Raw genomic sequence first — 21647 nt, forward strand, 5'->3', positions numbered from 1 at the left:
TTATTAAGAAATTGTTAAAAGTCATTGCATCCAATATGCATCAGCATAATAATATTATAGCTTTTAAAGTAGTTTTATGTCAGACCATTCTCATTGATAAAGATATTTATAAGTGATATAATCTTTTTAGCTATTAGGGTAGGAGGTTTAAAATGAAAAAGGTTAAATTTATATACAACCCTTTTTCTGGTGAAAATTTAATAATAAATGAAATAGATAAAGTTATAAAGATTCATCAGAAGGAAGGCTATACCATTATCCCTTTTAGAATAGATAGTGATAGTGATATTCATGATGCCTTTAATGACATAGATTCTTCGTTCAGCTACATACTCATAGCAGGTGGAGATGGTACTATCGATTCAGTAGTTAACATAATGATAGAAAAGAATATTGATCTGCCTATTGGAGTGATTCCTGTTGGTACTGCAAATGATTTTGCAAAGTTGATAGGAATGACGCAGGATATTAGCGATTCCTGTCAAAAAATAATAAAGTCGGTGCCATTACCCGTTGACATCGGAAAAATAAATAATAAATACTTTGTAAATGTAGCCAGTACAGGACTATTTACCGATGTTTCTCAAAAAACTGATGATAATCTTAAAAATACCATTGGTAAATTGGCTTATTATCTAAAAGGACTGGAACAGCTGCCTAACTTTAGAAAGTTAAAAGTTAATATTACATCTAAAGAAATGAATTATGATGGGTATATGTATTTGTTATTGATATTTAACGGGATGACAGCAGGAAACTTTAAGCTTGCTCCTAAATCTCATATTACAGATGGACTTTTAGATGTTATCATATTTAAAGCGGTTCCTATAAAAGAACTTCTTCCTCTTTTTATAAGGGTGATAAAAGGTGAGCATTTAGACGATCCGGGAGTAGTACATTTTAAGACAAATGAACTTTTAGTCCATAGTACTGAAAATATTGTGACGGATATTGACGGAGAAAAGGGTCCGGATTTTCCTCTATCAATTAAATGTATTCATAATGGAATTAAAGTGTTAGGAATAGCAGAAAAATAATAGAAATAATTTTTTATTATAGATATTCGGAAGTATTAATAAAATAGATAACCAGCTTTGTAATCTGGTTATCTATTTTATTATTTTGTATATTATTTAACTTTATCTTTAAAATTTTTCTTTTTACTTAGCTTATTCTTGTTTTTTGAAAATTTTTCTGGAATCCAATCTATTAAATATTTAGCTCCATGACCAATTAAATCCTCACGTCCCGCTTTTAATAATGCTTTTTTTACAATGCTGTGGTTTTCAGGTTTTTTAAACTGCAGCAATGCTCTCTGCATTTGCTTTTCCTCAGGGTCTTTAGGTACATATACCTTTTCCTCCGTTAAAGGGTTAAAGCCAGTGTAGTACATAGTTGTAGAAATGCTTCCCGGAGTAGGATAGAAATCCTGAACCTGTTCAGGAGTATAATTCATTTCTTTTATATATAGTGCAAGCTCAATAGCTGCATTTAAATCACTCCCCGGATGGGAGGACATTAAATAAGGTACTAAAAACTGATTTTTCCCTAGGGATTTATTAATTTCATAATATTTAGCAGTAAATTTATCGTAGACCTTTCTGCTGGGTTTACCCATTTGAGAAAGTACCTTATCAGATATGTGCTCAGGTGCTACCTTGAGCTGACCGCTTATATGATCTTTAACCATTTCCTTGAAAAATTCGGTATTACTATCATGTATCAGGTAGTCATATCTGATTCCAGAACGAATAAATACCTTTTTCACCTTAGGAAGGTTTTTTATCCTCCTTAAAATTGCTAAGTAATCCTTATGATTTATTTTTAAATTTTTACAAGGGTGAGGGAACATGCACTGCTTATCTCTGCATGCACCATTCTCCGCCTGAAAGCTGCAGGATTTATTTCTAAAATTAGCTGTAGGTCCGCCTACATCGTGAATATAACCTTTAAAGTCCGGTAAATTGGTTAATAGCTCAGCTTCTTCAAGGATTGATTCTTCGCTTCTATTTTGTATTATCCTTCCTTGATGGTAGGTTAAGGCACAAAAGGAACAGGAGCCAAAGCAGCCCCTATGACTTGTTATGGAAAATTTAACTTCACTTATAGCAGGGATGCCTCCCATTTTTTCATACATAGGATGATAGGCTCTTTTAAAAGGTAGGTTATAGGTATAGTTCATTTCCTCCTGAGTTAGTGGATTCTGAGGAGGATTTTGAACTACATATCTGTTGCCATGTTTCTGTATAAGAGTTCTTCCTCTTATAGGATCTTGTTCTAAATATTGATGCTTGTAAGCTGTACCATAAGCCTTTTTGTTTTCTGTTACCTCTTCACAGGATGGAAGAAGAATTTCTGAGGAGCTCAAATTGAAATTGTTAGAGGAATAAGCTGTTCCTCTAACCCCGGTTGTATTTTCGATTTTTTTTCCATATCTAAGAAGTTCAGCAATTTGGATTATAGTTTTTTCACCCATACCGTAGACTAATAAATCAGCTCTGGTATCTAAAAGTATGCTTCTTCTTACCTTGTTATCCCAGTAGTCATAATGAGCAAATCGACGGAGGCTGGCTTCAATACCTCCGATTATTATAGGAGTATCCCTATAAGCTTCTTTAATCCTGTTGCAGTAAACTATAAGAGCTCTATCCGGCCTGAAGCCACCTTTTCCTCCGGGAGAATAAAGATCGTCTCTCCTCTTTTTTTTGGAGACAGTATAGTGATTAACCATAGAATCGATATTTCCTGAGTTGACTAAAAAACCATACCTGGGTTGTCCGAGTTTTTTAAAATCTATGGTATCTTTCCAGGAGGGCTGAGATATTATGCCTACAGTGAAACCTTGAGATTCCAGTATACGGCCAATAATGGCAGCTCCAAAAGAAGGATGATCTACATAAGCATCTCCTGTCACTATAATAAAATCCAGAATTTTAATATTCCTAATCTTTAAATCTTCTTTACTTACAGGCAGAAATTCCTTGGCAAGCTGCATAGCATATCTCCTTAATTATTATTTAACGATAATATATTAACACAATATCTAGATGTTTCATAATAAATATTGCAATTTTGAAAGCTCATGCATATAATGTAAGTATAAAAAATTATAATTTGTTAGGTGAGGCTCCTACACGGATACACGCTGCTGCCCGGAAACATCGAGAGATGCCAATGGGTCAACAGGTTTTATCGAAGTAAGGTATAACTTAATGCAGCTGAATTTAATATTCAAAGCTGTGTAGTGCTAAAACTCAACGAAGTAATCACGGTTGAATTTTAGAGCCTCGAGCTCTTTTTTTAATTTAAATTAAGAATTAGGTTTTTATTTGAGAATAGTATATTTAACTTCTCAAGGATATAAGGTGGTGGAGTTTAAATGGAGGCTGGCCCTCATAGTACCAAGTTAAAATTGAATATTAGACATAGTAAAGAGGTTAATGTACAGGCTTCCATATAGAAAATATTTTCATTTGTTTTTAAATGCCGCTGTATGTTTCTTCTTTTCTATGCTGTAAAAGGAGGAAGAATCATGAAAAAGCTCACAGTGTTTTTGTACAGCGGAATTTTAGGAAGAAAGGTATACGATGAGTTTGGTGACAGTATAGGGATTATAAGAGATATATTCGTCACTACGGAGGAAGGCTATCCAAGAATAATTGGATATAAGTTGAAAAAGGATGGAATATTTATAGATTATGAATTTAAAAATATAGAATTTCTCCTTCAGGACAATAATCTAGTAAGAATTAATGTTAAAGGAGCAAGAGAAATTATAGCTCAAAAATACTCTTACTTATTATCAAGACATCTGCTGGACAGAAAGATAGTAGATGTAAACGGCAAGAAGGTTGTAAGGGTTAATGATTTAAGAATTGCAGAAATTGCAGGAGAATATAAAGTTATAGCAGTAGAGTCCGGTATACTTTCAAAGTTTAGAAAGTTAGGAATTGAGAAACCTGTTAAGGGACTTTTAAAGCTTATGCATAAAGAATATAAAGACAGCGTTATTATGTGGGATGATGTTGAGTCTTTGGAAATGGTTAATGATAATTTAAAGCTGGCTATACCTTATCAAAAGCTTTCCAAGATGCATCCTGCTGACTTGGCAGATATATTAGAAGACCTGGATTCCCAGCATAGGAATAAAGTTTTTGAAAGCCTGGATGAGAATCTTGCTGCTGAAACCCTGGAGGAAATAGAACCAAAGTATCAGGAAAGCATAATTAAAGAATTAAGTGAATTAAAAACAGTAGAAGTTTTTGATAATATGCCAAATGATGAAATAGCTGATATTTTAGAAGATCTGGATGAAGAAACGGTGGAAAAGATTTTAATGAGTCTTGAAAATGAAGATGCCGATGAGATTAGAGAGCTTATGTCCTATCAGGAAGAAACTGTAGGAAGCATTATGAACAAGGACTTTATATCCGTTAATATAGACATATCAGTTAGCGAGGTTTTAGAACTTCTTAGGGAGCTGGATCCTGATGATGAAGTAATTAATTATATATATATCACCGACGAAGAGGAAAGGCTTAAGGGAGCGGTATCTTTAAAAAGCATATTAATGCATAGCGGCAGTGATAAGCTTAAAGATATAATGGAAAGCATAATAAAAAATAAATGCAGAGGATAAGCTGGAGGAAATAGTGGAGATGTTTATAAAGTACGATTTGGTATCAATTCCAGTGGTAGATTCCTCAGATAAGCTGGTTGGAATTGCAATTATTCATGACGTTGTTGATGAAATTGTACTTCCTATATGGAAAAGAAGATTTAAATAAAGAAATTTTCAATACTAATTCAGAGTTTTTTTAATAAAACTTCTTTTTAAGGTTGACATTTTTTAAACTTTGAATATAATAATATTAATAAATCATATTATTTTACTCGGATTTAAATACAGTGAAAAAGTAAAGTAGCTTAATGGAAAGCCACAGAGAGGAAACGGTGCTGAGAAGTTTCTGCTTAAAGTTAAAGTGAAGTGCACTTTGGAGTAGGAGCCTGAAATTAAGTAAGGTTTCCCGGGATCGCCCGTTACAGTGATAGAGCATATATGTGCTTAAATGAGTGAGATACGCTGTATCTAATTAGAGTGGAAACGCGGAGGTTAAACTTCGTCTCTTATATTTATATAGAGACGGAGTTTTTATTTTATTAAAGAGATAATTAAAGGAGGTTTGAACATGATTTTTAATGATGTAATTCATATGATAGGTAACACGCCAATTTTAAAATTAAACAATCTTACAGAGGAGAACAGTGCTGAGGTATATGTGAAGCTTGAAAAATACAACCCTGCAGGAAGCGTAAAAGATAGAGCTGTTCTTGGAATGGTAGAAAAAGCTGAGAAGCTTGGTATATTAGTAAAAGGCTCCGTTATAGTAGAGCCTACCAGCGGAAATACAGGGATTGCTCTTGCTATGATAGGAAGCATTAAGGGATACAAGGTCATTATAATAATGCCTGAAACCATGAGTAAGGAAAGAAGAGATTTGATTAAGGCTTATGGTGCTGAGCTCATATTAACTGATGGTACAAAAGGAATGAAGGGGGCTATAAGCAAGGCACAGGAGCTTGTAGATCAATATGGTTATTTTATGCCTCAGCAGTTTGTAAATGAAGCTAATCCTGAAAAACACTACTCAACTACTGCAAAGGAGATACTTAAGGATTTACCTGACTTAGATGCTTTTGTTGCAGGGGTAGGTACCGGAGGAACAATAACCGGTATAGGAAAAAACATTAAAGAAAGCAATAAAGAGGTTAAAATCATAGCCGTTGAGCCTGAAAGATCGCCGGTGCTTTCAGGAGGAGCAGCAGGACCTCATAAAATCCAGGGAATAGGGGCAGGATTTATACCTGAAAATTATAAAAAAGAAGTAGTAGACGAAATAATTCAGGTAAGTGATGAAAATGCAGTAGATACCGCCAGAAAGCTTGCTTCCAAGGAAGGAATACTCCTGGGAATATCCTCCGGAGCCGCTGTGTTTGCTGCACTTCAAAGGGCTCGCAGCCTTGGAAAAGGTAAAAAGGTATTAGTTATAGCTCCCGACGGTGGAGAAAAATATATGTCTATGGATATTTTTCAGTAAAGGTGATAAAAATGTTTAAGAATTTAAGATATGATATAAAAAATGTATTAAAAAAGGATCCTGCGGCAAAAAGTGCACTTGAGGTATTTCTGCTGTATCCTACCATACATGTGATGATAGCTTATAGGCTGGCTCACAAATTGTATAAACGTAAATTGTTTTTTGCAGCAAGGCTCATAAGTCAGACTGCAAGATTTTTTACGGGGATTGAAATACATCCCGGGGCTAAACTAGGAAAAGGATTGTTTATAGATCATGGTATGGGAGTAGTAATTGGTGAAACTGCGGAGGTTGGAGATAATGTATCCCTGCATCATGGTGTCACTTTAGGAGCATCGGGAAAACAGCTTGAAGGAAAAAGACACCCATCTGTGGGAGATAATGTTATAATTGGAGCGGGTGCTATGATATTAGGACCAATAACCATTGGAAATAATGCAAAGGTAGGAGCTAATGCAGTGGTGCTTAATGATGTTCCTCAGAATGCAACTGCCGTAGGTGCTCCGGCAAGAAATATAGTTAAGCCCCCTTGTACAATAATAAATATACAGAATTATAAGGGAATAACAAAAACTATTTATAACGAGATGGTAATTTAATACGCTTTTATAAAGGAGCGGTAATATGGATAAAAAACAAGAGATACTTAATTTCTGCAGCGAACTGAAACTTGATAAAGTAGGATTTGTAAAATGCAGAAAATTTGAAGAGCTTAGAGATTTTTTTCAAGAAAGAAAAGCTCAGGGTACTGAAAATGAATTTGAAGAAAAAGATATTGAAAAAAGAATAAACCCTAATATATATCTTGAAGAGGGGAAGACTATAATTTCTATAGCTTTCCCCTATCTTCATAAGATAGAAAATAGGGAAAATTACGCTTTTTCTGTATATACCAGAGGAAATGACTATCACAGAGTGGTAAAATCCTATTTAGATAAAATATGCGGATTTATAGAATCCTTGGGAGGAAAATCTGTAGCACTTACAGACAGCAATGCCTTCCTGAAAGATATATAGCATATTTAAGCGGAATAGGCTTTATAGGAAAAAACAATATGCTTATTACAAAGAAATATGGTTCTTATGTATTCTTAGGAGAAATTATAACAGATATTGAACTGGAGCCTGACTTTCCTGAGAGAAATCCAGAAATGCTTCTTAAATATGAGGAATGTGGGGAAGAATGCACTTTATGTTTTGATGAATGCCCTACGAAATCTAAAAATGCAGTTAAGAAAAATGCTAACATCTGCATGTCTTATATTACTCAAAAGAAGAAGCTAGAGGATAAATGGCTTCCTCAGATGAAGGGAAGGCTCTTTGGCTGTGATTCCTGCCAGAAAAAATGCAGGTATAACCAGCTGGTAAGACTCTCTCCCTTAGAAGAATTTAAGCCCTACGAACATATGGAAAAACAGAATACTGAAGAAGTATTAAATCTTGATAAAAAGACCTTTAAAGAAAAATATTTAATCACCTCCTGCGGATGGAGAGGAAAAGCAGTTCTTCAGAGAAATGCTTTGATTAGAAGGGCCTTTTTTGAAAAGGAATCTATTGAAGACTTTAAGTCAAATTCAGAGTATTTAATGGAATATAAAAAGAGAATAATAGCTTTAAACAGCAATAAAGAATAATTGTAAAATATGAATATAAAGGGTAGAATTAAGGTGTAAGCGGATAATTATTAAAGCTTTTATCAATTAAATCGAAAAAATATAAATATATTATCCGTAATTTTTAATTATTTTCTTATATTAAATGAAAGGAAAGTATTATGAAAAAGAAGACTAAAATAGTATTAGAGCTTTTAAAAGGAAGAGTATCCAGATGCTAAATGCGAGCTCAACCATGAGACTCCCTTTCAGCTTCTTGTATCCACCATACTTTCAGCTCAGACTACCGATAAAAAGGTTAATGAAGTTACAGAAAGCCTTTATAAAGATTATCCAACCCTAGATCATTTTTTAAACCTTACTCAGGAGGAGCTTGAGGAAAGAATTAAAAAAATTGGTCTATATAAAAGCAAGGCTAAAAATATACTGACAATGTGCAGGCAGCTTAAGGAAAACTTTAACGGAGAAGTGCCCGGTACTATGGAAGAGCTGACTTCACTGGCAGGTGCAGGAAGAAAAACAGCCAATGTTGTATTGTCCAATGCCTTTGGAGTACCTGCTATTGCAGTTGACACTCATGTGTTTAGGGTATCCAACAGGATAGGTCTTGCCAAGGCTGATAATGTTAAAGATACAGAAATCCAGCTTATGAAAGAGCTCCCTAAAAAGGAATGGTCTTTGACTCATCATCTTATAATATTTCACGGCAGGAGATGCTGTTATGCACGTAAGCCTGACTGCGGAAGATGTGTCATTAGAGAATACTGCGATTATTATAAAGAGCTAATAAAGTAAAAAAGGTCAGATGCCATGCATCTGACCTTTTATTTCTAAAATTTATCCTTAAGTTTTTTTGCTTTATGGGAGTTATATAAAAATATTCCTATGGAAGCGCTTATTATGAGTATATATCCTACTATGCTTAAGCTGTCAGGAACCTCTTTAAGGAATAGGAATCCCAAAATAGCTGCAAATAATATTTGAGTATAATCGTAGATTGAAATCTCACTGGCTGGAGAGTACTTATAAGCAGCAGTGAGGGAAAATTGTGATATAGAAGCAAATATACCTGCTCCCATTAAATATAGAAATTGGGATAGGGTTAAGGGCTCATACACAAATATCAAAAATGGAAGCACTGATAAAATTGATATAAAAGAAAAATAGAAAACAATGGTATAAAATTTTTCTCTTCCTCCTAAAAATCTAACAAAGGTGTAGGCCGCACCTGCGAAGACAGCAGAGGCCAACCCTATCAGGGAAGGAAATATATCTGAAGAAAATCCTGGCTTTATTATAAATAAGCTCCCGGAAAATGCTACAATAAGAGCTACAGCCTGAGAGGGTTTGATTTTTTCCTTTAAGAAAAGGAAAGAAAAAATTATAACAAAAAATGGACTAAGCTTGTTCAGCATAGTGGCATCGGAAAGCACTAAATTATCTATGGCATAAAAGCTTGCAATAGTTCCTATAGCTCCAAGAATGGAACGAGCAAGGAGATACTTTTGATTTTCTCTTTTTCCGAAAAAGCTTTCCTTATGTATTACAGTTAAAATGAAAGCTAAAACAAGAGAAACTAAATTCCTGTAGAAGGTTTTTTCTATGGAGGGAACATCCCCTGCAAGTTTAACAAAAATACCCATAGCAGCAAAGCCAAATGCTGAAATTATTATATACAGTATACCCTTTGACTTATTATTCATCACTTCACGTCCTTTATTAAAACTTTTAAAATACTAGGTATTTTTACTCCATATACTATTCTATGTAATCCCAGTTAAAAGGTCAACTTTAACAAATTTAATGAAAAGGAATCATTTTCTAAAGGCGAAAGATATCTTTAAATGCTTTTTGTTTTTATTATATGGTGGTATAATAAACAAAGATTAAAACTAGCGAATATAATGAATGTGAAATAACTTATGGAGGTCTTTAGATGAAAATAGGTGTGATAATGGGCGGAATATCTTCTGAGAGAGATATATCCCTTAAGAGTGGAGAATCTATGGTTAAATACCTTAAGGACGGCAAATATGAGGCGGTACCCATAGTAATCGATAAAAAAGAAGATATATTAAATAAAATTAATGGAATAGACTTCGCATTGTTAGCCCTTCATGGACAATTTGGAGAAGATGGAACAGTACAGGCAGTACTCCAAACTTTAGGTGTGCCATATTCCGGATGCGATCCTTTAAGCAGTGCTTTGTGTATGGATAAGGATCTTACAAAGAAGATATTAAAGGCCAGTGGTATAAGAACTGCTGATTGGTACAACGTAAAATCCGCAGAGGAAATTGATTACGAAAAAATAAATAAAATGGGATATCCTATAGTTATAAAGCCAAACAGCGGTGGATCAAGCGTAGCTACTTTTATAGTACAAAAGAAGGAAGAGGTTCTAAGAGCAGTAGAGGAAGGCCTTAAATGGGATAAAGAGGTTATGATTGAAGAATATATAAAAGGTGATGAAATTACCTGCCCTGTTGTAGATGGCGAGCTTTATCCTACTTTAGCAATAAAGCCCAATGCAGAGTTTTTTGATTATACTGCTAAATATGCAGACGGCGGAGCAGATGAATTTATAGTAGAGCTGGAAGAAAAATTAAAAATTGAAGTGGAGAAGATGGCTTTAGATTGCTGGAAAGCACTAAAATGCAGTGTTTATGCCAGAGTAGATATTATAATAAGAAATGGCATACCTTATGTATTAGAAATCAATACCCTGCCAGGAATGACAAAAAACAGTCTTTTCCCTAAAAGTGCAGCTGGAATAGGAATAAGTTTTACCAGACTGCTGGAAATTATAGTAGAAAAGTCTTTAAAGGTAAGAGCATAAAATATACTGAAAAATTCCCTCTCCAATTTTAGAGGGAATTTTTATTATAAATAGAATTTATAAAAAATTAAGGGGTTTATTAAGAAAAATTTAAGCTTTATAAAATAAACTATTAAAGAGGTGATTTATATGGAGATAACGAGAGTTATAAACGAAGTAAAAAATCAAAAAAAAGAAATAATACTTCTTATGGTATATTTAATAACAGCTTCAATGTATATCTTTTTTAATAAACCTGATTCCATAGTTTATAATCTGGAAATATATATAGATAAAATCATTCCTTTTACCAAGGAATTTATCATATTTTATTATTCCTGGTATGTATTTTTACCTATGGTAATAATAAGCTTATATCTAAAATCCAGAGAGGATTATTTTAAGCTGCTTATAGGCTTTTCGCTGGGCATGCTTATGTGCTATTTGATTTATTCTATATTTCAAACTACCGTTCCAAGGCCATTGATAGAAGAAAATGATTTTTTTTCAATATTAACAAAAAAAATATATGAAAATGATAATCCCTATAACTGTTTTCCAAGCATTCATGTGTTTACTACAGCCTACGGATGCTTTGTAATGAGAAAAAGCAATTTTAAAGATAGCTTTTTGTTTAGAAATTCACTTAATGTTCTTGGAATATTGATTATATTATCTACGCTATTTGTAAAGCAGCATGTATTTATGGATGCCATAGGGGGTATTACTGCTGCATATTTAGTATATAGGCTCATGTACAAGCCGGAAGGAGAGAAAATACTTAAATGGATAAGGAAACAATACTCATTGTGGATGATGAAAAGGAAATTAGGGACTTAATAGAGATTTACTTGAAAAATGAAGGGTATAATACTGTGAAAGCTTCTGATGGAATGGAGGCTTTGAATATATTAAACAGCACTGATATTCAGCTTATAATATTGGATATTATGATGCCTAAATTAGATGGAATCCATGCATGTATGAAGATAAGAGAAGAAAAAAACACACCTATTATCATGCTTTCAGCAAAATCTGAGGATATGGATAAGATAATGGGGCTTACTACCGGTGCTGATGATTACATTACAAAACCTTTTAATCCCCTTGAATTAATTGCCAGAGTAAAGTCACAGCTTAGAAGGTATATTAAATTAAATAATAATGGCCAAAGCAATAAAACCAACACCATTGAAATTGATGATTTGATGATAGATACTGAAACCCATGAGATTAAGGTAGAGGGAAAGCTTATAAGGCTTACCCCAAGAGAATTTGAAATATTGGAACTTTTAGCGAGGAATAGAGGAAAGGTATTCAGCATTGAAAATATATATGAAAGCGTGTGGGGAGAAAGCTTTATACAATCAGACAATACCGTCATGGTGCATATAAGGAAAATCAGAGAAAAGATAGAACAAAATCCAAGAAAGCCTAAATATATCAAAACCGTATGGGGAGTTGGATACAAAATTGAAAAATAGCAGAAAACCAAAGCTTAAAAATTTGTATTACAAACTTATAAACAGCAGAATATTTTCTCCAATAAGAAAGCTGTGGGAGCTCTTTTTAAGCAGAATGAAAAAAAGCATAAGGTTTGAGCTTGTAGTGGTATTTGGAGTATGCTTTATGATTGCCTTTATAACCTTTGGATTTAGCAACAGTATGTTCTCGGATATAGTAAGGGAAACATATATGGATTATGAAGAATCCGTAAGCAATATTTATTATAGAGCGGATGATTTGGTTAGGAACATAAACTTATCTAAAGTAAGTTCAAAGGATACAGATAAAATAAAATCAATGATAAAGAACAGCTTTGTAAGACGCAGCGATGACAAGGTACTTATCACCGACTTGGATGGAAATATTATAGTTAAAACCGATAATGCATCAGAAACGAGAATTGATATCTATACTATGGTTAAAAATTCTATGGATAGTAAGAATTCCTTAAGCTCAGGAAATGCAGGTAAAAAGGTAGACGGGATTTACCCTGTAAGCTTTACCGATACAAAAGCCTATATGATAATCAGTTCCATTCCCACGGCGCAGATAATGGAGAGAACTTATGTAGGGAAAAAATCCTTTTTATCCATTTTAGTTGCTTTAATAAGCTTTGTTTTATCCTTTATAATAATAACAAATAATAAGATGAAATATATACAGGAAATCTCCCGGGGCCTTAAGGAAATCTCCAGAGGTAATTTAAGCTACAGAATTGATAAAAAGGGAGAGGATGAGCTTGGAATACTTTCCGGGAATATAAATTTTATGGCTCAGGAAATCCAGACTAAAATAGAAAATGAAAGAAAAGCTGAAAAAACCAAGAATGAGCTTATAACCAATGTATCCCATGATTTAAGAACTCCGCTAACTTCAATAATGGGATATATCGGACTGGTTAAGGATGGAAAGTACAAAGATGAAAAAGAGCTTAAGGAATATTTGGAAATTGCTTTCAGCAAGTCTGAAAGGTTAAAGATTCTTATAGATGATCTTTTTGAATATACCAAGCTTACCAATGCCGAGGCGCAGCTCCAGCTTCAAAGGGTAAACCTAAATGAATTTTTAGAGCAGTTAATTGAAGAATTAAGGGCTGATTATGAAGATAATCAGCTCACCTTAAAAAAGAATTTTCTTCAAGAGAAGATAATGGTAAAAGTAGATACCAACAAGATGCTTAGGGTCTTTGAAAATTTATTTACAAATGCTATAAAATACAGCCATAAACCAGGAACAGTAGAGGTTTATTTAGAAAAATTCTCTGAAACTGTGGTTTTCAGCATAAATAATCGAGGGGACAATTTATCTAAAGAAGAGCTTACAAAGATTTTTGAAAGATTTTACAGAGCGGATGAAGCAAGAAACAGCACTATATCAGGAAGCGGTCTGGGGCTTGCTATTACTAAAAACATCGTTGAACTTCATGGAGGAAAGGTATGGGCTAACTGCGAGGATAATCTAATTACTTTCTATGTTCAGCTGCCTCTTCTAAAAGAAAAGTTAGAGGATGAAGCAAATTTTTGGAACTAAAATTATTTTAAATAATATCCTAATAGTGTAAGCACATATTTTTGGAGGGAAAATGCAGAATAGAAACCCAGGCAGTTTATTTGGTATAGACATAAATGAGTATAGCCAGAATGCCAACTTTCAGGAATTAGCCAGAACTGTTGATTTCTTATATTTAAGATCTTCCGGTTCTGGAAGCGGAAGATTCAGGGTAGATAGAAAGTTCTTGGAATTTGCAAAGGCCAGCAGAGATTTTGGAATTCCCGTAGGAGCATATCATTTTGCTCTTCCAACTACTAGTTTACCTGCAGCGGATGCTCAGGCAGACGACTTTGCAGATGTACTTCAGCAGGGATTTGGGCAGGGGGATTATGGAGACCTTTTTCCTGTTCTTGATGTAGAAACACCTGTAGATAAATCGTTAACCACAGAGCAGCTCGTGAATTGGATTGATAGATTTAGGAGGAGATTTGAAAACCGTACAAGAAGAAGATTAATGCTTTATACCGGAGCCTTTTTTATCGATATTTATGATAACTTCTTTATACCTGGAAGAGGCTATCCTTTAAGCAACATGCCCCTATGGATTGCTATGTATACTTCTATACCCGGCAATCCTCCTTATCCAGTTGATCAAGGTGGATGGACAAGATGGAGGATATGGCAGTTCAGTGAGGATGGAAAAGTTAATGGAGTAGACCCTCCTACAGATTTAAACTGGGGACCAAACAGTATAGACCTGCTAAGGGCACCCAGAGATGTAAGCGGCTTAAGGGTTTATGAAGATGCAAATAATGTTTATGCTAACTGGAATCCTAACCCGGATTTAGACTTAGCAGGGTATAACATCTTTTTAAATGGAAATTATGTAACTACTTTAAACAAAGGGAGAAATTCTTACGTTATATCTAAAAGACGTTATGGAATAACTCCAACTTCTCCGGTAACCGTTGGAGTTGAAGCCTTCGATATAGATGGAGAATTTTCTAAAACAGGACTTTAGCTAATTTGCCTAGAGGTCAAAGGGGTAATGATCTCCTTAATAGTGAGGTTTTTATAAACGGAGAAGGAAATATAGAATTTATTTAACGAAAACAAGAATAAATTAAAGAAGGATTTCTGGATATACACAGAAATCCTTCTTTTTTGACTTATAATATGTGTAGTTAATTAATATTGTACTACTCAGTGAGAGAATACTCCAAAACCAACTGAGCTGTTGCCATAAGTGCATCTGAGTGGGTCCTTTCATATGCATGAGAAGCAAATACTCCTGGCCCTATTAGTGCTGTTTTAAAATCCCAGCCTGCAGAAAGAGCAGCGGAGGCATCTGAGCCATAATAAGGGTAAATATCAATTTTGTATGAAATAGAGTTATCTCTGCATACCTGAACCAGCTTCTTTTTAAGCTCTAAGTCATAAGGACCTGAGGAATCTTTAGCACATATGCACACTGAATATTCAGAGGAGTTTTGACCAGGACCGGGAGCCCCCATATCCACTGCAATGAATTCTTTGGTGTTTACAGGGTGTGAAGCTTTAGCTCCATGACCGACCTCTTCATAATTGCTTATAAAGAAGTTTGTTGTATATGGAAGCTCTATTTTGCTGCTGATTATATATTCAATTATATATAATAAAACTGCTGCGCTTGCTTTGTCATCTAAATGTCTGCTTTTAACAAAGCCTTTTTCAGTAAACACCGTTCTGGTATCAAAGCTTACAAAGTCTCCTATATTAATTCCTAAACCTTCAACATCTACTTTGTTAAACACCTTTTCATCCAGTATGATTTCCATATTTTTTGCTGTTTTTTTTAGTTCTCTTGCCTCATCTCCACTTATATGAACGGAAGGCATTATATTTTGTATAGTTCCTGTATAAACTCTGTTATCAATAGTTTCTATGAGGCAGTTTTCTCCATCTATAGAAGACATCATAAAGCCTCCTACAGGAGTTATCCCTAAAGATCCATTTGATTTTATTTCCTTTACCATAGCACCTAAGGTATCTAAATGGGCTGAGAAAGTTCTCTGGTAATTGTCATTTTTTCCTTTTATGGAGGCTATAACAGCACCTTTGTTGGTAATGGTGTAATCTGCACCAATTTCTTTCAAGGTCTTTACTATATAGTCCATAGCATTGTAGGTATTGCCTGTTGGGCTTGGAATTGCCAGTATATCCTTTAGATATTTCAAAATGCTCTTATTTTTTAGATTGTGTTTCATAAAAATCACCTCAATATAAATTATACATGTTATTTTAAGAAATTAACATATTCAATAAATCACATAAAAACAGTTTGATTGTAACTATTATATTAACTACGCGTATTAGTAAATGAGGAAACTTTAACTTTAAGACATAATATGTTAATTTTTTTTAAATTATTATTTCATATTCTTAAGGGGATATAGTATAATAATTAAAGGGAGAAGGAGGATACCATGAGTGAAAATAAAAAAGTAAAAAGGAGCAAGACTCCATTTATTATAGCTGGTATTGCTGCAGCAGCAATAATCGGCGGTGCCTCGGCATATACCGCTTATACCTATTCAAAGGTTAATCAATGGACTAATATTATTTATCCGGGTATAAAGATTGGAAGTACAGAGGTATCAGGAAAGACCAAGGAAGAAGCGCTTAAGATATTAAATGACAGATATAACAGCAAAATTAACAGCAGCAGTATAACTGCTAAAGTAGGAGATAAAGAATACAATCTGAGCCTGGATAAACTGGGAATAAAATATAATCTTGAAGAGGCTGTTAATGAAGCCTATGGTTATGGTAAAGAGCTTAACATGTTTAAAAAATATTCTTTAATAAAAAACCCAATTGAAAAGAATATTCCTACAGCCTTTACCTATAATAAAGAGGTTATATCAAACTTCTCCAAGGATATTGCCAATGAATTAGATAAGGAGCCGGTAAATGCAAAAATAAAAATAAATGAAGGCAATATTAAAATCACCCAGGATGTTAAAGGCTATAAGGTTGATACAGAAGATCTTGAAAACCAGATTAACAGCAGGATAACCGAAGGTATAAAAGAGAATATAATTGTACAAGCTAAAGCTGAAGCGGTGGAACCAAAGATAACCGCTGAAACCTTAGGTAAGATAAATAGTAAAATATCCTCCTATACTACAAACTATACTTCTTCTACTGCAGCTAGAGCACATAATGTTGATTTATCTGCAAGTTCAATAAATGGAACCCTGCTCATGCCGGGAGAGGTTTTTAGCTATAACAAAACCGTAGGAGAAAGATCTAAGGCAAGAGGATATCAGGATGCGGCAGTATATGTAGGAGATAAGGTTGAACAGGGAATAGGAGGAGGAATATGTCAAACCTCCAGTACACTTTATGTAGCAGCTATGATGGCAAACCTGAGGTCCGTAGACAGAACTAACCACTCCATGCCTGTGAGTTATTTAAAGGTGGGAATGGATGCGACTGTAGTTTGGGGAGCTATTGATTATAAATTTAAAAATAATTATGATTTCCCTGTTTACATTGAAGCCGTAACAAAAAACAGAAATCTTACATTTAATATATATGGAAATAAAGAAGGAATGGGTGGAAAAAGCTATCAGCTAATTTCAGATATAGTTAAGGTTAATCAACCTAAGATAAGAACAATAGAAGATCCAAACCTTGAAGATGGTAAGACGGAAATTGAAAAGAAACCGGTAACGGGATATGTAGCTAAATCTTATTTAGTAACATATCAAAATGGAAAAGAGATAAAGAGGGAAGCTGTTTCCACAGATACTTATAAAACCGTTGATGGTGTGATAAGAAAGGGAACTAAAAAAGCTCCTGCTGCTCCTCAAAATAATGAAGCTGCAAAAACACAATAATTAATAAATTAAGGCTTCTGCTTAATATAGCAGAAGCCTTAGCTTTTGATAAAATAATTGCTTTTCAATAGTTATCTATTAATAATTACCATTATTATAGTATTGAAATACAGCTATGTGGTAGAATTATAATTAGCAATATTTATGAGGTGAAAATATGGATAAAGAAAAGCAAATATTAAAAAATATTATAAATAACATAAGTAAAGTTATAATAGGAAAAGAAGATGTTATTACTGATATAATGAAGGGAATTATTGCAGGAGGACATATTCTCCTTGAAGATGTACCGGGAGTAGGAAAAACAACTCTTGTAAAAGCACTTGCAAAATCCCTAAGCCTATCTTACAGCAGAATTCAATTCACACCGGATTTGCTGCCTTCTGACATCACCGGAATATCTATTTACAATCAAAAAGAGATGGAATTTCAATTTAAAAAAGGTCCTATTTTTTCTAATATAGTATTAGCGGATGAAATAAACAGGACATCTCCTAAAACTCAATCAGCACTGCTTGAAGTAATGGAAGAGAAGCAGGTATCTGAAGGAAACTATACATACACCCTGGAGAAACCCTTTGTTGTACTGGCTACTCAAAATCCTATAGATTACGAAGGTACATTCATTCTGCCGGAAGCTCAGCTTGACAGGTTCATTATGAAGGTTAAAATAGGTTATCCTCAAAGAGAAGAAGAAATAAATATTTTAGATGTTTATAGAGAAATGGAGCCGCTGCAGAATATTGATTCTGTAGCTTCAGGAGATGATATTATTAACCTCCAAAAAAAGGTTAAAGAGGTAAAGGCAAATTCCGCTGTAAATGAGTATATTGTAGATATTGCCAACATGACAAGGAACAGCAGCTATATAAGCTTAGGGGTAAGTCCCAGAGCGGCACTTACTTTACTTAGAATTTCGCAAGCAAACGCTTTGATTAAAGGAAGGAATTATGTTATACCTGAGGATGTAAAAGAAAATATCTCTTTGGTGCTAAGTCATAGGATTATTTTATCTTCACTAGGTAAGGCTAACGGATATACGGAAGAAGGAATTCTTCAGGATTTGATTAAGAGAGTTAGTGTTCCAAAGGTAGTATAATATGATTAAATTTAATATAAGATTTATAATATTGATGATTTTAGCATGGATATTTGCTTATATGCAGGGAGGCAATCTGCCTTATACCTTTTTTTATATTTTTGCAGTAGCTTTTTTAATTTCATGTATACTTGCTGCAGTATACATTTTAAGCGTTAAGGTTTACGTAGAAATTCCTGACAGAGAGTACTTTTGCGGCACAGAAGAGCAGATTATAGTTACCATAAAGAACAAAGGTGTTTTCTTTATACCATATATAATAATTAAAAACCAAATGTTTAAGTATTTATTTAATGATTATAACGGCGAAGTCCTTTCCTTAAAATATGGTGAGGAATTGGATTTGAAATATGATGTTAATTTTCCTGTAAGAGGTATATACCATTTGGGTAGATTCAACATTTGGATTAGAGATCTCTTTGGTTTGATAGACCTTAAAAAAGACGATGACAAGAAAAAAAGCATAAAGGTATATCCTAATATATTTAACCTTAATAAAAATGTTTTTCAGGGAAATGACATCCTGAAAAATACATTTTTAAGCAAAAGTAATATAGAAGATCAGTACTATACAAGAGATATGAGAAAGTACAAAGAAGGAGACAGTTTAAAAAGGATAAACTGGAAGGTGAGTGCAAAAAAGCAGGAATTATTTATTAGAAATTATGAAACAGTGTCCGGAGAGGAATTTGCGCTGTTTTTAGATATGAATGAAAATAATTATGCTTTGGATGCAAGAGGGGTAAAAGAGGAAGCTATGGTTGACTTTGCTGTTTCCTTAGTATCTGACATGATTAAAAAATCTGTTGAGATTAATTTCATACTCAACGATAGACATCAAACACACTTTGGAATTAATGAAAAAAGTGATTTTGAGAAGCTTATGGATTTTTTCTTAGAACAAAAAAGCGATGGTAACATTGCAATTGAAGACTGTATAGATAAAAATCTTCATAGGATTACTGCAAGAAGCGGAATAGGGATAATAACTCCTTCAGTAACAGAAAAGCTCATTAGATATGTATTGCATCTTAGAGAAAAAGGATATTTCCTACTGCTGTTTATAATGGAAGAGAATGATACAGCGTTAAAATATAAGGATGTATTTAATAAATTACAAATAGGCTATTACCATATTAATTCCCTGATTGAACAGGAAAGGAATAATAAAAATAATTTTAGCCGAGAGAATATTAGATAGGTGAGAGTATGAGATGGTTTAATAGAAATAAGATGAATATACTGCTTATTTATCTTAATATATTATTTATTCTGAGAGTAATGAAGAAAGCTTATAAAATAGAAGGCTATAATATAATAACTGTGCTGATGCTTATAACCCTTGGGCTTTTTGTATATTTTATATTCCACAGTGTTTTTTATCGCAGCAGTCAAAAGGTAACAGTTTTTTTAGTTGTAACTGCAGGGCTGTTAGGACTCTCTATATTATACAGAGAATTTTTACAGGAATTTTTCCTGAATAATATAGTTAAAAATATAGAAGAGATTAATATTCTTTTAATCAATGGCAAAAGCACGAGTTTTTCACAGTATATTCCTGTATTTAGCATAGCAATACCTATAATTACAGTTTTACTGCTTTGGTTCAGCGCAAGAGGATTTCTAGATGGGGCGATATTATTAAACTTCGGAGGATTAATGTTTTTGTGGATGCTGGACTATGTTAAAGAGGTTAAAAGCAGTTTGTTTTTCTTTTCTGTGTTAAGCATAGCAACCTACTCTATAAATAACCACAATATTTTTATGAATCATTTAGATACTTTGAGGATAAAAAGGAATATAAGACCAATAAAAGTAGGTATACCTATAACCATATTTGCTGTGGTAATATCCGTTATTATAGTTATAATGCCCCAGGAATCTCAAGGGAAATATTCAAAGGTAATAACAGAAAAATTTAACAACAGATTTACACAGGGAAATTCAAAAGGAAATTCAGCTAAGGAAAACAATAAAATTAGAAGCAGTGTTTATGGATTGTATCAATCTGGTTATTCAAATACAGAAAAAAAGCTGGGAGGGCCTTTAACCCTTAACAGTGATCCTGTTTTTAAAGTTGAAAGTGACAAATCATATTACTTAAAGGGATCTACCAAGGAAATATATACAGGTACTTCATGGAAAACTGATAAAGATAACTTCCTTCAAACCGGAGAGTTTATGATTTCAAAAACACAGGTCATTAAAGATAACATATTAAATAATAAAACCCTCGTTATTTACCCTGAAAATAGAAAGGATTCATCGATATTTGTACCTAACTATCCTTTGACCATAAAAAGCAACAGAGGGGATATATATATAAATGAAGAAAATCAAACCGCTGTATTTTCAAATATAATAGACAAGAGTTATTCCGTAAACTTCATAGAAGAAAGTCATTTTTTAAGTAATATAAAATTAAATAAGACAGAATCCACAAACATTAGAGAGCTTTTGGAAACAAAGAAAGAATACCTTGAAATTCCTGAAAGCATAAGCCTAAGGACCATTGAACTGGTAGAAAAAATCATTGAGGGAAGCATAAGCGATTATGAAAAGGCTGAGAAAATAAGAAGCTATATCAGTAAAAATTATCCTTATTCTCTCAATGTATCAGAAGTTCCTGAAGGGAAGGATTTTATAGATTATTATCTATTTGAAGAAAAGAAAGGATATTGTGTTTATTCTGCTACTGCTTTTACAATGATGCTGAGGATTGCCGGAATTCCCGCTAGGTATGTAGAGGGATTTAAGATGTCCTCTGAAAAAGACGGAAGTGGTCTTTATAACGTTACTAATGAAGATGCACATGCATGGACGGAGGCCTACCTCAGCGATGGTCAAAATTCTTACTGGATAACCCTAGATACCTCCACTACTCCTAGAGAGCAGAGATTGATAAACAGTAATACGGGCAGCAGCGGAGATTCTCAGGAAGAACTGCCAGTACCTCAGCAGCCCAAACCTCAGAAAGGTAGTTCTGAAAGTCAAGAAGAGTCTCAGGAACAGACTGAGCCTTTAAAAAATATTTCCCTTGGGATTATATTGATTTCAGTTATTGTTTTTTTAGCTATTTTAAAGGAAGTATATAATAGATATAAATACTATAAGATAATTAGAAGTAGAAGCATACTA

At 33.6% G+C, this 21647-nt stretch carries 15 protein-coding genes, 3 pseudogenes, 1 riboswitch and 1 other annotated feature; of the genes and pseudogenes, 15 read left to right on the top strand and 3 right to left on the bottom strand.

What is annotated here, in order from left to right:
* The first annotated feature begins 152 nt into the window (after nucleotides 1-152).
* Nucleotides 153-1037, top strand: a complete 885-nt coding sequence (locus tag TA89_RS01525) for a YegS/Rv2252/BmrU family lipid kinase (RefSeq protein WP_040210314.1) — start codon at nucleotides 153-155, stop codon at nucleotides 1035-1037.
* Nucleotides 1038-1129: 92 nt separating this feature from the next.
* Here TA89_RS01525 and TA89_RS01530 read toward each other — a convergent pair whose 3' ends face one another.
* A complete protein-coding gene (locus TA89_RS01530) occupies nucleotides 1130-2995 on the bottom strand; it encodes a YgiQ family radical SAM protein (RefSeq protein WP_040210316.1) in 1866 nt (621 codons plus the stop codon).
* A 111-nt stretch (nucleotides 2996-3106) separates the two neighbouring features.
* Nucleotides 3107-3273, top strand: a riboswitch (M-box (ykoK) riboswitch).
* A gap of 259 nt (nucleotides 3274-3532) precedes the next feature.
* Between TA89_RS01530 and TA89_RS01535 the strand changes: the two are divergent.
* From TA89_RS01535 to nth, 5 genes and pseudogenes are all read left to right on the top strand, one after another.
* Nucleotides 3533-4787 (top strand): annotated as a pseudogene (locus TA89_RS01535) (magnesium transporter).
* Between the two features lie 112 nt (nucleotides 4788-4899).
* Nucleotides 4900-5131: a binding site (T-box leader), on the top strand.
* Nucleotides 5132-5189: 58 nt separating this feature from the next.
* Complete coding sequence (gene cysK, locus TA89_RS01540) at nucleotides 5190-6098, top strand: cysteine synthase A (protein WP_040210318.1); 909 nt, start codon at nucleotides 5190-5192, stop codon at nucleotides 6096-6098.
* Between the two features lie 11 nt (nucleotides 6099-6109).
* Nucleotides 6110-6697 (top strand): serine O-acetyltransferase EpsC, encoded by a 588-nt coding sequence (epsC, locus tag TA89_RS01545; RefSeq protein WP_040210319.1) that lies wholly within the window; start codon nucleotides 6110-6112, stop codon nucleotides 6695-6697.
* 25 nt (nucleotides 6698-6722) lie between these two features.
* A pseudogene (queG, locus tag TA89_RS01550) lies at nucleotides 6723-7732 on the top strand (tRNA epoxyqueuosine(34) reductase QueG).
* A gap of 140 nt (nucleotides 7733-7872) precedes the next feature.
* Nucleotides 7873-8506 (top strand): annotated as a pseudogene (nth, locus tag TA89_RS01555) (endonuclease III).
* A gap of 35 nt (nucleotides 8507-8541) precedes the next feature.
* Here the strand turns inward: nth and TA89_RS01560 are convergent.
* Complete coding sequence (locus tag TA89_RS01560; protein ID WP_040210320.1) at nucleotides 8542-9414, bottom strand: DMT family transporter; 873 nt, start codon at nucleotides 9412-9414, stop codon at nucleotides 8542-8544.
* Between the two features lie 233 nt (nucleotides 9415-9647).
* Here TA89_RS01560 and TA89_RS01565 point away from each other — a divergent pair, with 233 nt between their 5' ends.
* The 5 genes from TA89_RS01565 (at nucleotide 9648) to TA89_RS01585 (ending at nucleotide 14547) form a co-directional block, all read left to right on the top strand.
* Complete coding sequence (locus TA89_RS01565) at nucleotides 9648-10550, top strand: D-alanine--D-alanine ligase (protein WP_040210321.1); 903 nt, start codon at nucleotides 9648-9650, stop codon at nucleotides 10548-10550.
* A 129-nt stretch (nucleotides 10551-10679) separates the two neighbouring features.
* On the top strand, nucleotides 10680-11369 hold the full coding sequence (locus TA89_RS01570; RefSeq protein ID WP_040210322.1) for a phosphatase PAP2 family protein: 690 nt from the start codon (nucleotides 10680-10682) through the stop codon (nucleotides 11367-11369).
* The gene (locus TA89_RS01575; protein WP_040210323.1) at nucleotides 11315-12013 is read left to right on the top strand and encodes a response regulator transcription factor; all 699 of its coding nucleotides are present in this window, start codon (nucleotides 11315-11317) and stop codon (nucleotides 12011-12013) included. The genes TA89_RS01570 and TA89_RS01575 overlap by 55 nt, the downstream gene beginning before the upstream one ends.
* On the top strand, nucleotides 12003-13565 hold the full coding sequence (locus tag TA89_RS01580; protein WP_040210324.1) for a sensor histidine kinase: 1563 nt from the start codon (nucleotides 12003-12005) through the stop codon (nucleotides 13563-13565). Before TA89_RS01575 ends, TA89_RS01580 begins: the two co-directional genes overlap by 11 nt.
* A 52-nt stretch (nucleotides 13566-13617) precedes the next feature.
* Nucleotides 13618-14547, top strand: coding sequence for a glycoside hydrolase family 25 protein (locus TA89_RS01585; RefSeq protein WP_040210326.1), 930 nt, complete (start codon nucleotides 13618-13620; stop codon nucleotides 14545-14547).
* Nucleotides 14548-14725: 178 nt separating this feature from the next.
* Here TA89_RS01585 and TA89_RS01590 read toward each other — a convergent pair whose 3' ends face one another.
* Entirely contained in the window at nucleotides 14726-15772 is a 1047-nt protein-coding gene (locus tag TA89_RS01590; protein ID WP_040210328.1) for a M42 family metallopeptidase, read from the bottom strand.
* Between the two features lie 219 nt (nucleotides 15773-15991).
* On the opposite strand from TA89_RS01590, the gene TA89_RS01595 reads away from it, so the two are divergent.
* The 4 genes from TA89_RS01595 to TA89_RS01610 all read left to right on the top strand — a co-directional run.
* Nucleotides 15992-17410 (top strand): VanW family protein, encoded by a 1419-nt coding sequence (locus tag TA89_RS01595; RefSeq protein ID WP_052447262.1) that lies wholly within the window; start codon nucleotides 15992-15994, stop codon nucleotides 17408-17410.
* 157 nt (nucleotides 17411-17567) lie between these two features.
* A complete protein-coding gene (locus tag TA89_RS01600; RefSeq protein WP_040210329.1) occupies nucleotides 17568-18509 on the top strand; it encodes an AAA family ATPase in 942 nt (313 codons plus the stop codon).
* A 1-nt stretch (nucleotide 18510) separates the two neighbouring features.
* Entirely contained in the window at nucleotides 18511-19710 is a 1200-nt protein-coding gene (locus TA89_RS01605) for a DUF58 domain-containing protein (protein ID WP_040210330.1), read from the top strand.
* Between the two features lie 8 nt (nucleotides 19711-19718).
* Nucleotides 19719-21647, top strand: a 1929-nt coding sequence (locus tag TA89_RS01610; protein WP_040210332.1) for a transglutaminase-like domain-containing protein, incomplete at its 3' end; no start/stop codon positions are given.

Source organism: Clostridium polynesiense, from assembly GCF_000820705.1.
Taxonomy (GTDB): domain Bacteria; phylum Bacillota; class Clostridia; order Clostridiales; family Clostridiaceae; genus Clostridium_AA; species Clostridium_AA polynesiense.